The sequence below is a fragment of the Chryseobacterium oleae genome (genome assembly GCF_900115055.1).
GTDB classification, from domain to species: Bacteria; Bacteroidota; Bacteroidia; order Flavobacteriales; family Weeksellaceae; genus Chryseobacterium; species Chryseobacterium oleae.
On the sequence record NZ_FOVD01000009.1, the window covers coordinates 159,416 to 177,900 of the forward strand.

An 18,485-nucleotide genomic window follows, 5' to 3' on the forward strand; every position below is an offset into this window, starting at 1 on the left:
TCTTTTTTTAGTTAAAGGCTAAGAAACGCATAAGCGAAAGAAAGCACGGAAATAATAATTCCGGCCATAAATATCTTATACGTAACCGATAAAAGCTTGTATTTTCTGTCAAGAACTTTTCCAAGGAAATAAAGGTCCTTTACCATAGAATCATAAATATAATCTCTATCCTTGATCAGGTCTTTCATCGCGTTGTGATAGTCGTTGAATACCATTTGGTGAAAGTTTCCGAAGAAGAGAAGATTCACTTTCCGGTCTGTGATGTCCTGAGCTGTAAAATTGGTTTTCGTTACATTCGGTTTTGTAGATAAGATCGCAAATATGATCGTCAAAACACTTGAAAGCAACAGCACAAAACTTGGAATGATCAGGTGTGCATTCTTCGGGGTATCCAGTTTTGGAACCAGTACAGAAAGACAGACTGAAATAATGATGGCATTAACGGAAAGAAGAATATTCGCTTTGCTGTCTGCAATATCACTCAGTCTTGTATGGTTATTTAAAGTTACTCTGAACAGCGTGTCTACACTACGGTCAGATTTCGCTTCCTTAGGTTCTTTTTTATTGTCTGAGATTTCTTTTTTGTCTTTGTCCTCTTTTTTATCCTCTTCTTTTTCCAGCTTCTTTTCTATCTTTTTGATATTCTTCTTTTTCAGAGGGTCCCAGTTTTCCTTTGCATAGTCTGTGTAATAATGATGCCTGTTTTTCAGCATATCAAGATTTCCGGCATTCCATTCTTCATTGGAGAAACATCTTACGTTGGTAAGTTCCCATTCTTTTCTCAGTGCATCGGAGATATCATTGTAATCATGACTTGCAAAGTGGCTGCAGTCTGCATCTTTAACGATCTTTTCCAACAAATTCTGTGGCTCGTAAGTGATCTTTGTCGCCAGAATCAGCTTAGAAACATCTTCAATATAGGTTTCAGGATAGTTTTCCTGCTTCAGAAAATCGGTAAGAATAGTCACCCCATTTTCCTCATGGTTCTGGGCGCAGTCTACATAGCCGGTATCGTGGAACCACAGTGCCAGCAGAACCTTTTCCTGGTCTTCTTTGGATACAGGCGTATTTCGCATGATCTCCTCAGCCTTATTGACGGTATAAGTCGTGTGAATAAAATTATGGTAAAAGTATACAGAAGATAACTTATCTTTGAATAAGATTTCGACATAATCTTTAGCTTTGTGTAAAATGCTCATTCCTGAATTTTTGTTAATGTAAATTTATGAATTTATCCTTTAAAACTCATTTAAAAAATACTTCTATTGCCTTTAGAGCAGTATTGTCTGCAGGAGTTCTCTATTCCTGCGCAACATATAACGTAAAAAAGGGTAAAAACTTATTTGAAGTTAAAAATTCTGATATAAAATCCGAAAATGATTTTAAGGTTTTCCTGATCGGAGATGCCGGAAACTCAGATGAAACTCAGGCACAGAACACTTTAAATTTACTTAAAAATAAACTGGATTCGGCAGACAGCAACTCTATGCTGATCTTTCTTGGTGACAATATTTATCCCAACGGACTGCCGAAGGAATCTGATAAAGACTATGCACTGGCCAAACAGAAACTGGAAAACCAGCTTGCCATCACCAAAAATTTCAAGGGGAAAACACTCGTGATTCCCGGAAATCATGACTGGAACAGTGGTCTGGACGGTTTAAAAGCTCAGGAAGATCTGGTGAAGGCCTATTTCAATGATAAAAAAGCGTTCCTTCCAAAAAACTCTTGTGGTATCGATGATATCAACTTATCAAAAGACATTAAACTTATCGTTATAGACACCGAATGGGCATTGGTCAACTGGGATCAGTATCCGGGTGTCAATAAAAACTGTACGATCAAAACCCGCGAAGATTTCTTCACAGAATTTAAAGATCTTGTGACTAAAAACCAGGATAAAAAAATCATTGTAGCCCTTCATCACCCGGTGATCAGCAGTGGTACACATGCAGGATTCAATTCTGCAAAATCACATCTTTATCCTTTGAAAAGCAAGATTCCGGTTCCGGTGGTTGCAAGTGTGATCAATGTTTTGAGAAGTTCTTCAGGAGCAAGTCTTGAGGATATCAACAATCAGCATTATGCAGATCTGGCCAACCGGTTGAAAAGTATCGTTCAGGATAAAGAAAACATTATTTTCGTTTCCGGGCATGATCACAACCTGCAGTATCATGAAGAAAGAAACATCAGACAGATCGTAAGTGGCGCCGGTTCTAAAACAGATCCTTCCACGATCGCTGAAAAAACTGATTTTTCTTACGGAGGCAGCGGTTTTGCCGTTCTTAATATCAGAAAAGACCAAAGCACAGATGTAGAATATTTCTCTACAAAAGACAACCATCTGAAAAAGCTTACGCATATTTCGGTGATCTCAAAACCGGATGCATTTGTCAACAATTATCCGAAATCATTTCCGGGAACAGTTAAATCCAGCGTTTATCCTGTAAAACTTACCCAAAAAGGAGGCATTTACCGTTGGCTCTGGGGAGAACATTACAGAAAATATTACGGAATCCCTGTGGATGCTCCTACCGGAGATCTCGCTTCATTGAACGGAGGATTTACCCCTTTCAGAGAAGGTGGCGGAAACCAGTCGAACAGCTTAAGACTAAAAGCTGCAGACGGACAGGAATTTGTAATGCGCGGCGTAAAAAAGAGCGCTGTCCGTTTCCTGAACAATATGGCTTTCAAAAAGAGTACGTTCGGAAATGAACTGAATAATACATTTCCTGAAAAGTTCCTGCTTGATTTTTATACGACCAATCATCCGTTTACGCCTTTTTCAGTGGGAAATATGGCGGATAAACTGAATATTTTCCACAGCAATCCCAAATTATATTATATTCCGAAGCAATATGCTTTAGGAGAATACAATGAAAATTACGGGGATGAAATGTATATGATCGAAGAACGTTTTTCTTCTGATCCTAAAACACTCGCTTCACTGGATAATGCCAAGGACATTGTTTCTACAGATGATGTTCTGAAAAATTTCACTAAAAATTATAAATATTCTGTAGACCGTGAATCGTATATCAGAGCAAGGATTTTTGATATGCTGATCGGTGACTGGGACAGACATTCAGACCAGTGGAAATGGGCGGAATACCAGGACGGAGACAAAGTGATTTACAAACCTATTCCTAAAGACAGAGATCAGGCTTTCAGTAAATATGATGGTGCTGCTTTTAAAATTATTATGAATGTTCCGGCGATCCGCCACATGAAGACTTTTAAAGAAGAAATCAAAAATGTGAAGTGGATGAATATGGAACCGTATCCCATGGATATTCTCTTCTTAAAAGGAGCCACCCAGGAGGAATGGACCGCACAGGCGAAATATATTCAGGAACATCTTACGGATGCTGATATCGACGATGCCTTCACCAATCTTCCGAAAGAAGTAAAGGATGAAACCATTGCTGATATTCAAAGAAAATTAAAAGTAAGAAAAACAAAGCTTCAGGATTATGCAGCTCAGTATTATGACGTGTTGCAGAAAAAAGTTTCTCTGGCAGGAACAGTAAATCCTGATCAGTTTGTTATTACAAAAAACGGTCATTCCGTTACGGTAAAGCAATATAAATTAGACAAGAACAAAGAAAATCCTGAATTGGTTTTTGAGAAAACTTACGATGATTCTAAAACGAAGGAACTTTGGATCTACGGTCTTGAAGATGATGACATTTATGATGTTTCAGGAGATGGAAGACCCAAGATGAATATCAGACTTGTTGGTGGCTATAACCATGATGTATACAATATCGCTGACGGAAAAAGTGTAAAAATTTATGATTTTAAATCCCAGAAAAATACGTACAACGGTTCCGGGACGAAAAATATTTCTGACGATTACGATATCAATACCTACAACTACAAGCATCCGAAATATAATTTCTTTGCCGGTTACCCGAATTTAGATTACAACCCGGATGATGGAGTAATCATAGGGGTTCTGGCTAATTATACCGTGAATAATTTCATCCGCGCTCCTTATACTCAAAAACATAGTCTGAGAGCTAATTTTTATACGGCAACCGGAGGATTCAACGTTGCCTATAAAGGAATCTTCAAAAAAGCCATATCGGGCTGGGATTTCAATCTGGATGCAGCTTATACGACACCTAGATTTTCCGAAAACTTCTTCGGGCTGTCTAACGAAAGTAAATACGACAAAGAAAATACAGAAAGAGAGTATAATAGAGCGAGAATTTCCAAGTTCAATTTTGCTCCGTCTATCTCAAAAAAGAGCTGGATGAACCTTCAGCATCAGTTCCAACTAACGTTTGAGGATAATAAGGTTCAGCAGAAAGGAAACCGTTTTGTAGACCAGTCTCCGGACGTAAGACCTGAGGTTTTCAAAAGCCAGCAGTTTGCAGGAGCCAATTATACATTCAGTTTCAAAAATTTAGATAATACGGCCTTCCCTACTTTAGGATTGGAATTCTTAATAAATGCAGACTGGAGAACAAATCTTGCCCATACGGAAAAGAATTTCTTCACTCTGAACGGAACATTGACGCTTGATCACAGACTTGACAAAAGAGGAAATTTTGTTTTTGCCAACTCCAGTAATGCAATGTGGATCAGCAATAACAATTTTGAATTCTATCAGGCCGCAAGCATCGGTGGAAACAATGGAATGAGAGCTTTCAGAAATGACAGATTCTCAGGAAAATCCTATTTCACCAACAACTCTGAGATCCGTTGGGATTTCGGAAGGGTAAGAAACAATATTATTCCTGCCAATATGGGCGTTCTTATCGGATATGATATCGGCCGTGTATGGAATGACAATGAAGATTCTACGAAGTGGCATCAGTCTGTAGGAGCCGGTTTCTGGATGAGCGTTGTAGACATGTTTTCCGCGAGACTGAATTATTTTCACGGTTCGGATGGAGGCAGAATTTCTGCAGGTGTAGGGATGACCTTTTAAACTGATCTGCTTTCCATTTTTTATTCCAAATTCTGCGTTTCAGAACCCAGAACGGTTTATTTTATGCATTAACTCTAATTTAATTTAAATTTAAAATTCCCCCATTTTCATTTGTAAATCATTACAAATAAAGCAAATACGATCATGAAAGCCAATTCATATATTCTACGGCTTTAAACAACCACATCCATAGCCCAATATGTTTGTACATCTTTTAAAAATTCAATGTTTTAAAAAGAATCTATATTTGTTTTAAATTATTTCAACAAAAACAAACTATTGGATGAAAAAAACGCTATTATACATGGCATTACTTGTCATGTCCTTAAACGCACATGCACAAGTGGGTATAGAAACCCCAACACCACAAAGTACCTTACACGTCAACGGAAGCCTTCAGGTGGTCAAAGACTTTAATGTAGGAGGAAATGCAAAAACGAGAGGAAACTCGGGAAACCGCGGTGAAGTTTTAATGTCAAACGGAGCCGGAACTGCACCCACCTGGAGCACTATTGAATCTCAAAACTTTTTAAAAGTAGTATTCGTCGGGAATAAGACTGATACCAATCCAAGTACCGGAAGTTATACGGGAACGGGCAGTAACCCTATCAGCACACATGACAGCTATGCCAAAAGCTATGTTTATAATGTGAGCAATAAAGTAGATAACACCTACCTGAAGTACAACTCTACAACAGGGGTATTTACAGTGGTAAAGCCTGGATTTTACAACATCGTTCCGTATATTACATACGACCTGAGTTTAAACGGCAACGGATACACCGCAGGAACCGCAAAATCTTCTATCCAGAAAGTTTCTCCGGCAACGGAAACGCTGGCGTCCATCTCTACAGGACACGGCGAGCGCACCCTGGCTGTGAATCACAACCTGTCGTCTATTACGTATTTTAATAAGGATGATACCTTCAGAGTACGTTGTGTATATACCCAAAGTTTCAGATTATCTGCCGGGAATATTCACATTTCTTATCTTACTCCATAAGATATTTTTGGGCTTAACCCTTTTGCCGTTATTTGGCTTGAGGGTTAAATTCAAATCTATACACATTTCCACCGGTATCTTTATCCTTTTCATCCGCAATCAGAAGAGTTTTATCATCAAGGAAAAGAACTGCTTCTTTCTGTGAATTGTGATTTAAAGATATTTTTTCAATCTTGGAAGTATTGAAATTGTCTGCTGTAAATCCTGAAAGGACATGGATATTTTTATGGGTAAGCAGAATGATTTTATCCTGCGTACTGTTCAAAGCCGCTGAAGTAATGGCAGCATCACTGTACTTCCCGTCAAGCTTTAATTTTCCTATTAATTTAGCTTCAAAATCCCCTTCTTTATTAGGAACCTGGAAGACCAGGAAAGTCCCGTCAAAACCTTTGCTTCTGTTCTTGGTAAAAAGATAGAAGTTTCCGTTCATTTCCACGAAAGCCTCGCAGTCATACATCAGGTTTGATTTCTTGGGAGGAAATTCAGTCTGTCCTTCGTAATGAAATTTTGTGGTCTGAACGGTATTCGATACTTTTTGGGTCGAATCTTTTAGATCCAGTTTTAAAATAGCCAGATTCTGTCTGTCGTTCTCATTATTTCCAAAATCGCCGAGGTAGATATTTCCCTGAGCGTCTTTTGTAATATCTTCCCAGTCGTTGTTTTCAGCATTTTCTACCAGAACATCTGTTACCAGTTTGCCCTGTTTGTCCAAACCATAGACTACATTTTTATTTCCTTGGTCTTCTATAGCCCAAATGGTATTTTTATCCTGGGACAGAACCATCCCAGACACTTCTTTCAGTTTTTTAGGCAAAGTAAATTCCACTGTTAATTCATCAGTTTTAGGGGTATCCTGAGCTTTTGGATTACAGCTCCACAGTAAAAAAGCGGATAGGGTAAGAATACGCAACATAGCTATTTTTTTAATTTTTTAAACTGAAAATACGAGTACCGTATATTTTTCTCTAAGTTATTAATAATCTGCTGATGGTGAAGAAAAAAACCAGCAGCCAGCCCGATTAAACTTCCGATAATGGTATCCAGAAGTCTCGCATGCATCAGATTTTCTACATGATGATGAACAAGGCTACCTGTTTCCGTCAGAAGGATCGTTAATGGGGTTATAAATATCACGGCAAAACCGTAGTTTCTTACAATAAGCAATTCGATAATAAACTGCAGGATCGTAATAATGATAATCATTTCTATTTTTGCAGGATCAAACAGCAGAATGAGCCATGCAAAACCTATTCCAATAAAGGTTCCCAGGATCCTGTGCATATTCCTTTGACGGACATGTTCAAAATTCCTGCCCTGAATAATGGCTACTGCAGCGATAGAGATCCAATACGTGTTTTCAAATTTCAGAAGATGTCCCACAATCAGCGTTACCATCATAAAGAAGCCGATAATGCTGCTTTCTACAAATTTAGTATATCTTCTTTTATTAAATTTTCGTCTTCTCGGTATCGATAAGATATCTCCTTTTTCGATAAAAACAGAGTACAGGAATGCCAACGTACAGGATAAAATCGCTCCCATAGCTACAAGCCCAACCCGTGTAGGAATCATTTCAAGATCAAACTGGTAGGTGCTTGCCATGGCCGCCAGCATAATAAAGAAAAAATTTCCGGGTGGAGGAACTTTAAAATATGACGTAATAAAATGGGCAAGAAAAGATACAATTCCTAATGACAGACCTGCCGCATAAGCATTAAAGCTAAAAAACAGACTGATGGTAAAGGAGAAAACCATCCCGAATGCACAGACCGCCAGATGCACCATTCGCTGAGTGATAGGCGCCGAAGTGAAATATAAAATCGTCAGAGCTCCCAAACTGGACAAACTTCCATAATTGGGTTTTCCTAAAAAATATCCAATGAACAGGCAACTTCCAATACAAAGCGCTGCAAGGAACGGAAAATGCCATTTTCTTTCTGTTTTTTTGAATTCCAGCAAATACTGAAACCTATGGTGTACGGGACGTTGTACCTTCATATTATGGCATCAGTTTCGCTTTCTCCCACAGCACATCCATTTCCTCCAGAGAGAGGTCTGCAAGCTTCAGATCAGATTCTTCTGCGAGCACTTCCATTTTCTGGAATCTTGAGATGAATTTTAAATTGGTTCTTTCCAGTGCGGAATCCGGGTTCAGTCCAGACATTCTGGCATAATTGATGAGAGAGAAGAATACATCTCCTAATTCCAGTTCTTTTTTATCCAAATCTGTTTCTTCGTGGAATTCCTGAATCTCTTCATCTACTTTTTTCCAGGCATCTTCCGCATCGTGAAATTCAAACCCGATTCCTTTTACTTTATCCTGAATTCTGTAGGCTTTTACCAAACTTGGAAGGCTCTTGGGAACACCGCCTAAAATAGATTTATTTCCTTCCTTAAGTTTCAGTTTTTCCCAGTTCTGCTTCACTTCTTCTTCGTCTTTCACTTCTGTATCACCGTAAATATGGGGATGGCGGAAGATCAGTTTTTCATTTAAAGAATTGATGACATCTGCAATATCGAAACTTTCTTTCTCCGATCCTATTTTAGAATAAAAAACAAGATGCAGCAAAACATCGCCCAACTCTTTTTTGATTTCCTGTAAATCTTCCTGCAAAATAGCATCCGAAAGTTCATAGGTTTCTTCCAGCGTCAAATGACGAAGAGACTGCAATGTCTGCTTCTGATCCCACGGACATTTTTCACGCAAATCATCCATGATGTCTAACAATCTTCCGAAAGCTTCTAGTTTTTCTTGTCTGGTATTCATAAATCGAGAATTCAAAGTGATGCAAATTTAGGGTAAATCTTTAATTAAGCTGTTTTAAATTGGGGATAAAAAAATCTCTGTCAGAAATTTCTGACAGAGATTTATATTTTAAATCCAGGATAGATTATCCTTTTTTAGTGTGCGTACTTTTTGGAGCTGCTTTAGCGGCAGAAGTAGCTTTTACTTTTGGAGCGGCAGGCTTTTCAGTTTTTGGCGCTGCTTTTTTAGGAGCATCTTTGTCAAGAGTTACTTCTTCCTGTACACCGTCTAATGTTTCAGGTTCTGCTTTTACGAAGCTTTCAGGAGTAATGTATCCTGCTTTCTGAAGAAGGTTGTACCACTGAGCCAGTTTCTTGATATCTGAAGCATATACTCTTTCTGTATCATAGTTAGGAAGAGAAGCCGTCATAAAGTCTTTAAGTTCTTCGTCAGAAGATTTGTGAGAAATAGTTTCTTTATACTCGTAATTTTTAGCAATATTTTCAAAAACTTCGAACAAAGGAACTTCTTTATCAAATGTAAACATGGCAATATTATCCAATAAACTCACTTGGCTTGAGTTTCCAATGCTTACTTTTTTCTTGGTAGTAACATCTTCAATGATAAAACCGTTTCTTAATTGAGAAACTAATTTGAAAAGTCCTGGCTTTCCAGAAATTGAAATTATTTTTTCTAACAGCATATTATTATTTTTTGTAAATTTTGCAATAGGCACGAGGCTTTTTGCTTTTATTATTTTGTTTTTAATCCTTGTCTAAATTACTTTGGAAATCTCATTTTGTAGCTGATGCTTACTTCACCCTGTGAGATTTTCGTCAGTTTACCTTTTACGAGTTTCTTCTTCAATACGCTCAAATGATCGGTAAACAGTACGCCTTCAATATGATCATATTCATGCTGAATTACGCGGGCTCTAATATCGGAAAAAGTTTCTGTATGTTTCACAAAATTTTCGTCATAATATTCAATAACGATTGTTCCTTTTCTCTTCACATCTTCTCTTACATCCGGAATAGAAAGACATCCTTCGTTGAATTTCCATTCTTCGCCGGATTCTTCAAGAATCGTAGCATTAATGAAAACCTTCTTAAAATCAGCCAGTTCGTCTTTGATATCCTCATAATCTTCGTCATCCGCAAGAGGCGTCACGTCGATCACGAACAGGCGTAAGTCCAGCCCGATCTGCGGTGCGGCAAGGCCTATGCCGTTGGCACTGTACATCGTTTCAAACATATTATCTATAAGTTCCTGTAAACCGGGATAATCTTTGTCTATATCTTTCCCTACTTTTCTCAAAACAGGATCCCCAAAAGCTCTTATCGGTAAAATCATCTTATTCTTTGTTCTAAAAAATTCTGCAGTATGATAGTTGCACTTACTTTATCTATTAACCCCTTTTCCTGTCTCTTTTTCTTGCTTTTTCCACTTTGGGAAATAAAAAAAGAAGCCATTTTAGAGGTAAATCTTTCATCTAAACGGTGGACGGTGATATCTGGAAATTCTTTCTGAAATGCTTCAATGAATTTTAAAATATCCGTCTCCACTTCGGAAACATTTCCTTTCAAGTCTGTAGGAAGGCCTACTACCACCTCATCCACTTTGTTTTCCGTGAAATACTTTTTCAAAAATTCCATCAAAAACCGTGTCTCAACGGTATCCAGGCCGCTGGCAATAATCTGCATATCATCTGTTGCAGCGATGCCGCAGCGTGCCTTTCCGTAGTCTATCGCAAGGATCTGTCCCATAAGTGTGCAAATTTAGTAAAATTTAATGATTTTATTCATAACGCAGTTTTTTTATGAAAATCATGTTTTATTCCATTATTTTTTTTATAATTTTAATCTTCCAAAAAACGAAAATATGAAGAAACTCATCCTCGTAAGACATGCGAAAAGCGACTGGCCGGAAGAAACGGAGGACTTCGACAGACCTTTGGCAGACAAAGGATTGAAAGATGCGATGAACATGTCCAGATTCATGAAAAGCAATAATATTTCTATTGATCATTTTGTTTCAAGCCCGGCGGTACGCGCACTGAATACGTGTAAGATTTTTAATCAAACCTACCAGCTTAAAGTGGCTACGGAAGATAAACTTTATAATCCATCGGAAAGAAATTTTGAATCTGTAATCTACGACCTGGATGACAGCGTAGGCTCTGTGGCTCTTTTTTCCCACAACAACGGAATATCCAATTTTGCGAATTCCATCTCTGAAGATATTTTTCATTTCCCGACCTGCGGAGTAGCCGGTTTTGAAATAGACTGCAATTCGTGGTCTGAATTTGACGGTGCCAAAAAGAAACTCCTTTTCTTTTATGAGCCTGGGAAAATATAATTTTATCTTTTTTTATCTGATAACACTCCTACTCTTTTTTTCTTGTCATAAAAAGGAGAAGACTTATATTGAAACCATTGCTTTAAACGATGTTCAGCTCCCTAAAGCCAAACCCGGCGACTGGAGATATTCGCGGGACGAAAAGTTTCAGACTTTCGACGATTTTCAGAAGCTGAAGAAAATAAAACCGGAGCCGGGGAAAAATACAATTTATCTTCAACCGATTGGAGAATTCAATGAATTGCAGAAAAAGGAAATAGAACTTACCCGTGAGTATTTAAGCAAATATTTTCAACTACAAACCAAGGTTCTCCCCGTTTTATCCAATACCATCTTTCCAAAGACTGCGAGAAGAATTTTCAAAGACGGTCAGGAACAGATTTTGGCAGGCTATGTTCTGGACAGTATCCTCGTCAAACGCAAACCTAAAGACGCCGTAGTCTTCATGGGAATCACGGAAAAAGATCTTTACCCAAGACCTGAATGGAATTATGTTTTCGGCATTGCATCGTATCAGGACGGTGTGGGCGTAACTTCTATGTACAGGTTTGCCAACGGAGGCCTGTCGGATTCTAATTTTAATGAAAGTCTCGAGAGATTAATCAAAGTAAGTTCGCACGAGATCGGACATATGTTCGGGCTCAACCATTGTCTGAATGCGAACTGTGTGATGAACGGAACCAATACACTTCCCGAAACTGATTTCCACTTTGCAAGAGCATGTTCTCTCTGTCAGCAAAAATTAAATTCAAGCATTCAGTATGATCCTAAGAAACGGCTTTTGGATCTGAAACATTTCTTTGAAAAACAGCATTTAAATTCTGAGCTTTCCCGGGCTGAGCTGGATCTTCAACTTTTGAAATAATCTTTTCTTTATACAATATCGTCTATAGGTTTTGGCTAAAGCCGGATTCTACCAATCTATATTTGTAAACGGGCTAAAGCCCGTTTCTATTGAATAACACGGTATTTCAGTAAAAAATCATTTACGAATTACATATTTTATATACCGGATCATTGGAATGAATTCCAGTTATCATTCTACATGGTCTTACAGTAAGCACTGTTTTCCTTTATTCATGATATTTGTCAGACCCTTGGGGATTTTATTTTTAATAAAGTACTTTTGTTTAAATTTAATTATTCTAAATAAAAATAAAATGAAAAAACAACTTTATTTATTAGTTTTAGTTTTGCTTTTAGCGGGACACAAATTGTATTCACAAGCTTCAGCCAATGTACTTATCGACAATCTGGGCACTCCCAATCCGATGGTTATTGACGGTAATACGATGTATATCGGTATTTATTATCTGGACAAGGTCGTTAAAGTAAATATTGATGATCCGGGTGCTGCACCTGTTGATGTCGTGACAGGAGTCAACCGTCCTTATGGTCTTGCCTTAAAGGATAATATTCTATACGTTTCAGAATTTGGAGCGGGCAGACTTTCTAAAGTTGATCTTGCTGCTGCTCATCCAAGTCCGCAAGTTATACTGGGTGGAATAAGCAGTCCGCTTGGTCTGGAATTCGTAGGAAATGAGCTGTATATGGCTCTTGAAGGAGATAACAAAATTTCCAAAATAGATGTGAGCCAGCCTAATCCCCAACTGATTGATGTGGTTTCGGCACAATCTCCGTTTGAAATCGAGATTATTAATAATGTCATTTATTTTACAGAACGTTTTGAAGGTAGACTTTCAAAATTTGATATGACTACATCAACCGGTCCTACCACAATAGCACAAGGATTAAGCTATCCGTCAGGTCTTGCTTTCCATGGAAAAGATCTGTTTATCTGTGAAGCGGGTGCTTCTAAGGTATCTAAAATTAATATCACTCAACCCAATTCAACTGTTTCCATTGGTCTTGTTTCCACCGGATTTGATTATCCTTCCGGATTAGCTGTGAAAGAGAATATCATCTATGTCACTGACTTTTTTGCAGGTTCTGTGTTAAAAGCAGATTTGGCTGCTTTATCCGTTTCAGATCAAAAAAACCGTGACCGAAAAACATCAATTTATCCCAATCCGGCTAAGGAAACATTGAAAGTTATGAATGCTCCGTCACAGGATTATAAGATTTTCGGGATGATTGGAAACCTTGTACTTTCAGGAAAACTGGAACGTGATTCTATTGATGTAAGCCCGTTGACAAAAGGTGCTTATATTATTCAGATCGGGGATGTTATTAAGAAGTTTATTAAGAATTAAAAGGCTGGAAGCTGGAAGAGGGAGGTTTGAAGTTACTATTAGACTTAATAGTTCATACAGTCATTCTTTCTAGAATCGAAATGACTTCTTTCTCCCACTTTTTACTCACATATCATCTATTACACCAGAAGAGCTCTAACGAATATTGGAGCTCTTTTTTTAGGATTTGGTTAAAGCCCATTTGCCTATGATAAATAAAAAAACGGGCTAAAGCCCGTTTCTATTGAATATTTTAAGTTTTATAATTACTATAATAACTGTATATTTTATTTATCTTCTCAAATCCAGATCATCAAAATCGAAGCTGAAGTCGGTGACATCTGAAATCGGTTTTAATTTGGCGGATTCTGCTTTTCCGGTTTCATCATAATTAAAAACAATGTAGGCATCGGCATCATAGCTTCTGTCGTCCCACTTAACGATGAATGAATTGTTTGAATAAGGAAGGAGTTCTCCTTTCAGACGCGGAGAATTTTTACATGAAATTCTGTAGGTATTTCCTTGTTGTGAAATTTCTACATCTCCAAACCATGAGTCATTGTATTTTCCTACAAATTGTTCTGCTTTCGGCTGAAGATTTTTTTCTTTTTTGAAGGCTTCAGATTTAGCAAAGGCCTCTTTTTTCTGCTTATCGTACTCAGCATTAACTTTCGTCATTCTTTCTCCGTAGGTTTTCAGCCAGTTTCTGTCTGCCACTCCAAGGTAAGAATCTTTCACCGTATTGGTGATCGAGTTGAACGCTGCTCCTGACTGTTGGTTGGTAAGCACTACGATTCCTAATTTCAAATCCGGGATTAGTGTAAACTGGGTAACCGTTCCGATAAGACCTCCTGTATGTTGAATCTGTTTGTGCCCTTTAACATCACTTAAGAACCATCCTAATCCATACCCATAGAAACTAGTGTCATATGGATTTTTCATTGCGACTCTGTCCGGAATCTGTAAACTCCATAACTGCTGTACATTTTTATCAGAAACCAGTTTTTTACCGTCTTTCGTGGTGAAATTATTTAAAAGACAGTCTGCCCAAGTGGTCATATCTTTGATGTTACTCATAATTCCTCCTGCTGCATTCCCTGTTTCGTTCCAGTCGTGTGGAACGGCAATGGCTTTTCCGTCTACCGGAGCATGAGCATCAATCTTGTTGGCTACAGCTTTGGCTCTGCTATAACTTCCGAAACTTGAAGTCATACCCACCGGTTTCATAATTCTCTGCTCAATAAATTCTGCCCAGCTTAGTCCGGAAATCCTGTGGATCACCTCTCCGGCAACAATGAACATGACATTATTATAGTCTAATTTAGTTCTGAAAGGATTTTCAGGTTTCAAATATCTGACGTTGTGAATAATATCATTAACCGTCATACTTCCGCCTTCAGGAAAAAACATCAGGTCGCCCTGCCCCAAACCCAATCCGGCTCTGTGCGTGATAAGATCTTTTATGGTTACATTTTGGGAAACATATGGATCGTACATCTGAAATTCAGGGATGTATTTTGAAACTTTATCGTCCCAGTTCAATTTTCCTTCATCCGCTAAAATAGCCAGGGCAGTACAGGTAAAGCCTTTTGAGTTAGAAGCGATTCCTACCAATGTGTTGTCATCCATCGGTTGTTTGGTAGTTAAGGAACGTTGTCCGAAACCTTTGGAATAGATCACTTTTCCATCTTTTATGATCCCAACGGACATTCCGGGCACATCGAAAGTTTTTAAGGTATTCTGGATCAGTTCATCCAATTTTTTTTCTTCAACCTGAGCATTGAAGAGCCCTACCGCTGCGAGAAAAAGTAAAAAAGAAAATTTCTGCTTCATTTTTTTTAATTTTCTCAAATTTAGTAAATATTCAGCGACCCAAATTTTGTAACAGAGAAAAATTTATCTATTTTCCCTACTTTCAATTGTACCTGAATGAAAAAATCAGTTTATAGCCTTCTATTCGTATGTTTCGCAGTTCTTTCCTTTAAAAGTCAGAATAAGATGGATGCTTCATTTCTTTTCCACACATGGAAGCTGGCAAAATTAGATAGATTGACTTACATATATAAAAGTCAGAAAACTTTTGATCAAAAATGGGGTGGAATCCGGTTTAAAAAGAACGGAACAATTGTATCACTTAATGCGGAGCCAGCGTGTGCCACGGCAATAATAGAAAGAATTGAAGCTGACAAATTAAAGCTGTATCGCCACCGTGGAGTTTGGAAAATGGATTCTGATACCACCATCATCATAACCAACCCCAAATTTCCAGCAATTAATGGTAAATTTATAGTATCAATACTTCCGGATAATAGCTTGGTGTTAAAAAGATTTATTAAAATAGCTGAGAAATAAATCTTTCCTAACTTTGCACAAATTTCAGATCTTCATGACAAAAATCCTTCTGCTTTCCGATTCCCACTCCTATATAGATGACCGTATCTTAGAATATGCGTCTCAAGCCGATGAAATCTGGCATTGCGGAGATTTTGGAAGTATAGAAGTTATTGAAGAACTGGAAAAGATAAAACCTTTAAAAGGAGTTTACGGAAATATAGATAACGCGAAAATCAGGGCTGAGTTTCCTGAAGTGAACCGTTTTTTCTGTGAAGATCTTGAAGTTCTGATGATCCATATCGGAGGTTACCCAGGAAAATATACGCCACTTACCAATAAAGAAATCTCTGAAAAAGCTCCGAAGCTATTTATTTCAGGACATTCTCATATTCTGAAGGCGATGTTCGATCAAAAGAATAATCTTCTTCATCTGAATCCGGGTGCCTGTGGAAAACAGGGATGGCATAAGGTGAGAACCATGATGCGCTTTGTGGTGGAAGGCGATGAAGTGAAAGATCTCGAGATCATTGAACTGGGACCGAAGAATTAATTTTTAAAATAATAAAAGAAGAGGTACAATACATGAAAATCGGGGACAAAGTTTCTGTGGTAGATGAAGATTTAAGCGGAACAATTACTTCTGTGAAAGGCAATATCGTTGTTTTTAAAGATGAATATGGATTTACCTATCAGTATCCAAAAGAAAAACTGGTTCCAAAAGATGCCGATCTTTATGAAAACATTCGCGTAGTTAAAAAAGCAGAACCTAAGAAAGTAGTTTCTAAAAAGCACCAGAAAAATCACATGGTCCTCGACCTGCACTTTCATCATATGGTTAAAAATCCCAGTGATTATGATAGTTTTGAAAGGCTTTTCATTCAAAAAGCAAAACTGATAGAAGTTCTTGATTTCTGTAGAAAACATAACCTGAAAAGGTTAGAGATCGTTCATGGTATTGGTGACGGAACGCTGCAGAGAATGGTTATGGATGTTTTGGAAAGCCAGTCGGATATTGATTTTTACAATAAGGAAATACTTCACCATCAATCAGGTGCCGTTATGATAGAATTTCACTAAATTTGCATCAATTGAAATATGAACGTACTTAATTTACTTTTTACCAAAGACGGATTAATCTGCCAGATTGCAAAGAACAAAAGCATCCTGGAGGAAAAGTCTTATTTCGTTACTGAAGAAACACCGGAAAATCTCATTGAGGATAAACTTGATGAAATTCTTCTTAAGCAAAGGTTTGAAGAGATCCACGTGATCTCTGCACTGAATCATTTTACGCTGATGCCGGAAGGATTTTCAGAACATGATGCAGGATTCGAACTGATAGCCTTCAATGCTCCTGCAGATAAGGAAAAAGAAGAGCTGATGCTTTCTGTGAATAAAAGATTCGGCGTACAGTTTTATTATACGTTTCCTAAAAACTTTTATAAGAAAATAAAAGAGCTGGCGGTTCCGGTTCATTTTAATTTTTCGGGAGAGAAGTTTTTAAATTCTATCAATAATAAAAACAATAAAGAAATTCATATCAATTTATACCACAACCAGTGTGAGTTTTTTGCCATCGATAACAAGAAGGTGATTTTATACAATAACCTGGATGTGAATTCTGAAGTAGATTTTCTTTATTTCGTGATGTTTACCCTGAGTAAAATTGGCTTTGGAATCAATGAAACCAACTTTTATGCATACGGTGAAACTACGGAAAATGAAACTTTTATTTCTGAACTTCAGAAGTTTGTTAAGAACATGAGAATTGTTTACGACAACGTTCCCAATAAGAATTTTATACTTAATTAGGTTGCAGGCTGCAGGTAGCAGGAATAAGTTTCCAAGTGCAACTGCCTGCCACCTGCAATCTGCGACCTAACAACTAAACAAATATGTACAGAATAATCTCAGGCAAGTGGAAAGCCAAAAAAATAGCCGCTCCTAAAAATTTTGACGTAAGACCTACAACAGATTTTGCTAAGGAAGCGCTATTCAGCATCCTGGAAAACAAATATGACATGCAGTCTATTTCGGTGCTTGATCTTTTTGCAGGCATCGGTTCTATCACTTTCGAATTTGCATCCAGAGGGTGTCAGGATGTCACTTCAGTGGAACTGAATCCAAAGCACACAAGTTTTATCAATTCTACGGCTTCAGAGCTGGATATGTCTCAGCAGGTGAATGTTCAGAGAGGTGATGTTTTCGACTGGCTTAAAAAATTCAGAAACAAGAAAAGTTTCGAGATCGTATTTTCTGATGCTCCTTTTGAAATGGAAGAGAAGAAATATTACGAACTGCTGTCTTTGGTTCTGAACAATAAATATGTGAAGGAGAACGGTGTTCTGATCATAGAACATCAGAGCAGGATGAAACTCGAGCACCCCAATTTAGTAGATACCCGAAAATACGGAAATGTAAGTTTCAGTTTTTTCGAAGCGAATAAAGAAGATAATCAGGAAATTTAATTCCTGATTATTTTTTTTACGGAAAGATCCGGTGCCGCAATTCCCCAATTGGTAATCGCTTCAATCACCGGGAGCAGTGTTTTTCCAAAATCCGTCAAGGTGTATTCTACCATTAAAGGTGGCTTTTCCGTATATACTTTCCTGTTGACGATATGATCTTCTTCCAGCTGTTTAAGCTGCAGACTTAAGGTTCTTTCTGTAATGGTCGGAATTAATTTTCTTAATTCATTATATCTTTTGGCTCCATCCGTCAGGTGAAATAAAATTACAGCTTTCCATTTTCCTCCTATAAACTTCATCGTAACGCTGGTGCAGCAAGGATATTCTTTGTTATCTATGGTATACATTTTTATACTATCATTTTTTACCGTTATTGCAAAGGTAATAAACTTAAATTACTTTTGTAACTATAAAAATGATAGTACAATAATTTATGAATTTTTTA

General features: G+C 37.6%; 19 protein-coding genes. 10 read left to right on the forward strand and 9 right to left on the reverse strand.

The features are described 5' to 3' along the window. Positions 1-11: 11 nt before the first annotated feature. A complete protein-coding gene (locus BM143_RS21630; protein WP_090027231.1) occupies positions 12-1,199 on the reverse strand; it encodes a Pycsar system effector family protein in 1,188 nt (395 codons plus the stop codon). Between the two features lie 26 nt (positions 1,200-1,225). Between BM143_RS21630 and BM143_RS21635 the strand changes: the two genes are divergently transcribed. Beyond that, positions 1,226-4,939, forward strand: a complete 3,714-nt coding sequence (locus BM143_RS21635) for a metallophosphoesterase (protein ID WP_090027233.1) — start codon at positions 1,226-1,228, stop codon at positions 4,937-4,939. A gap of 283 nt (positions 4,940-5,222) precedes the next feature. After that, a complete protein-coding gene (locus BM143_RS21640; protein WP_090027235.1) occupies positions 5,223-5,942 on the forward strand; it encodes a hypothetical protein in 720 nt (239 codons plus the stop codon). Positions 5,943-5,970: 28 nt separating this feature from the next. Here BM143_RS21640 and BM143_RS21645 read toward each other — a convergent pair whose 3' ends face one another. From BM143_RS21645 to ruvX, 6 genes are all read right to left on the reverse strand, one after another. Next, positions 5,971-6,855 carry a hypothetical protein gene (locus tag BM143_RS21645; protein WP_090027237.1) on the reverse strand — a complete coding sequence of 295 codons (885 nt, stop codon included), beginning with the start codon at positions 6,853-6,855 and terminating at the stop codon, positions 5,971-5,973. Positions 6,856-6,857: 2 nt separating this feature from the next. Then, on the reverse strand, positions 6,858-7,940 hold the full coding sequence (locus BM143_RS21650; protein ID WP_090027239.1) for an FUSC family protein: 1,083 nt from the start codon (positions 7,938-7,940) through the stop codon (positions 6,858-6,860). Between the two features lies 1 nt (position 7,941). Continuing rightward, complete coding sequence (gene mazG / locus BM143_RS21655; RefSeq protein ID WP_090027241.1) at positions 7,942-8,709, reverse strand: nucleoside triphosphate pyrophosphohydrolase; 768 nt, start codon at positions 8,707-8,709, stop codon at positions 7,942-7,944. A 124-nt stretch (positions 8,710-8,833) separates the two neighbouring features. Continuing rightward, positions 8,834-9,391: a DUF5606 family protein gene (locus BM143_RS21660; RefSeq protein WP_090027243.1), complete on the reverse strand. Its 558-nt coding sequence runs from the start codon at positions 9,389-9,391 to the stop codon at positions 8,834-8,836. Positions 9,392-9,468: 77 nt separating this feature from the next. Next, the gene (def, locus tag BM143_RS21665) at positions 9,469-10,041 is read right to left on the reverse strand and encodes a peptide deformylase (protein ID WP_034730760.1); all 573 of its coding nucleotides are present in this window, start codon (positions 10,039-10,041) and stop codon (positions 9,469-9,471) included. Beyond that, entirely contained in the window at positions 10,038-10,454 is a 417-nt protein-coding gene (ruvX, locus tag BM143_RS21670) for a Holliday junction resolvase RuvX (RefSeq protein WP_090027245.1), read from the reverse strand. Before ruvX ends, def begins: the two co-directional genes overlap by 4 nt. Positions 10,455-10,569: 115 nt before the next feature. On the opposite strand from ruvX, the gene BM143_RS21675 reads away from it, so the two are divergent. From BM143_RS21675 to BM143_RS21685, 3 genes are all read left to right on the forward strand, one after another. Continuing rightward, the gene (locus tag BM143_RS21675; protein WP_090027328.1) at positions 10,570-11,046 is read left to right on the forward strand and encodes a SixA phosphatase family protein; all 477 of its coding nucleotides are present in this window, start codon (positions 10,570-10,572) and stop codon (positions 11,044-11,046) included. Further along, the gene (locus tag BM143_RS21680) at positions 11,027-11,911 is read left to right on the forward strand and encodes an archaemetzincin (RefSeq protein WP_090027247.1); all 885 of its coding nucleotides are present in this window, start codon (positions 11,027-11,029) and stop codon (positions 11,909-11,911) included. Before BM143_RS21675 ends, BM143_RS21680 begins: the two co-directional genes overlap by 20 nt. Positions 11,912-12,206: 295 nt before the next feature. Beyond that, positions 12,207-13,259: a T9SS type A sorting domain-containing protein gene (locus BM143_RS21685; protein ID WP_167375332.1), complete on the forward strand. Its 1,053-nt coding sequence runs from the start codon at positions 12,207-12,209 to the stop codon at positions 13,257-13,259. Positions 13,260-13,529: 270 nt separating this feature from the next. Here BM143_RS21685 and BM143_RS21690 read toward each other — a convergent pair whose 3' ends face one another. Continuing rightward, a complete protein-coding gene (locus BM143_RS21690; protein ID WP_090027250.1) occupies positions 13,530-15,071 on the reverse strand; it encodes a serine hydrolase in 1,542 nt (513 codons plus the stop codon). A gap of 96 nt (positions 15,072-15,167) precedes the next feature. Between BM143_RS21690 and BM143_RS21695 the strand changes: the two genes are divergently transcribed. The 5 genes from BM143_RS21695 (at position 15,168) to BM143_RS21715 (ending at position 18,040) form a co-directional block, all read left to right on the forward strand. Further along, on the forward strand, positions 15,168-15,590 hold the full coding sequence (locus tag BM143_RS21695; protein WP_090027252.1) for a hypothetical protein: 423 nt from the start codon (positions 15,168-15,170) through the stop codon (positions 15,588-15,590). Between the two features lie 34 nt (positions 15,591-15,624). Continuing rightward, positions 15,625-16,122 carry a metallophosphoesterase family protein gene (locus tag BM143_RS21700; RefSeq protein WP_090027254.1) on the forward strand — a complete coding sequence of 166 codons (498 nt, stop codon included), beginning with the start codon at positions 15,625-15,627 and terminating at the stop codon, positions 16,120-16,122. 32 nt (positions 16,123-16,154) lie between these two features. Beyond that, positions 16,155-16,649 carry a Smr/MutS family protein gene (locus tag BM143_RS21705; protein ID WP_090027257.1) on the forward strand — a complete coding sequence of 165 codons (495 nt, stop codon included), beginning with the start codon at positions 16,155-16,157 and terminating at the stop codon, positions 16,647-16,649. Positions 16,650-16,667: 18 nt separating this feature from the next. Beyond that, entirely contained in the window at positions 16,668-17,384 is a 717-nt protein-coding gene (locus BM143_RS21710; protein WP_047454684.1) for a DUF3822 family protein, read from the forward strand. A gap of 83 nt (positions 17,385-17,467) precedes the next feature. Beyond that, complete coding sequence (locus tag BM143_RS21715) at positions 17,468-18,040, forward strand: RsmD family RNA methyltransferase (protein WP_034729963.1); 573 nt, start codon at positions 17,468-17,470, stop codon at positions 18,038-18,040. On the opposite strand, the gene BM143_RS21720 is transcribed toward BM143_RS21715, so the two are convergent. Then, on the reverse strand, positions 18,037-18,387 hold the full coding sequence (locus BM143_RS21720; RefSeq protein WP_034729961.1) for a winged helix-turn-helix transcriptional regulator: 351 nt from the start codon (positions 18,385-18,387) through the stop codon (positions 18,037-18,039). The two genes, BM143_RS21715 and BM143_RS21720, sit on opposite strands and share 4 nt — an antisense overlap. Between the last annotated feature and the right edge of the window lie 98 nt (positions 18,388-18,485).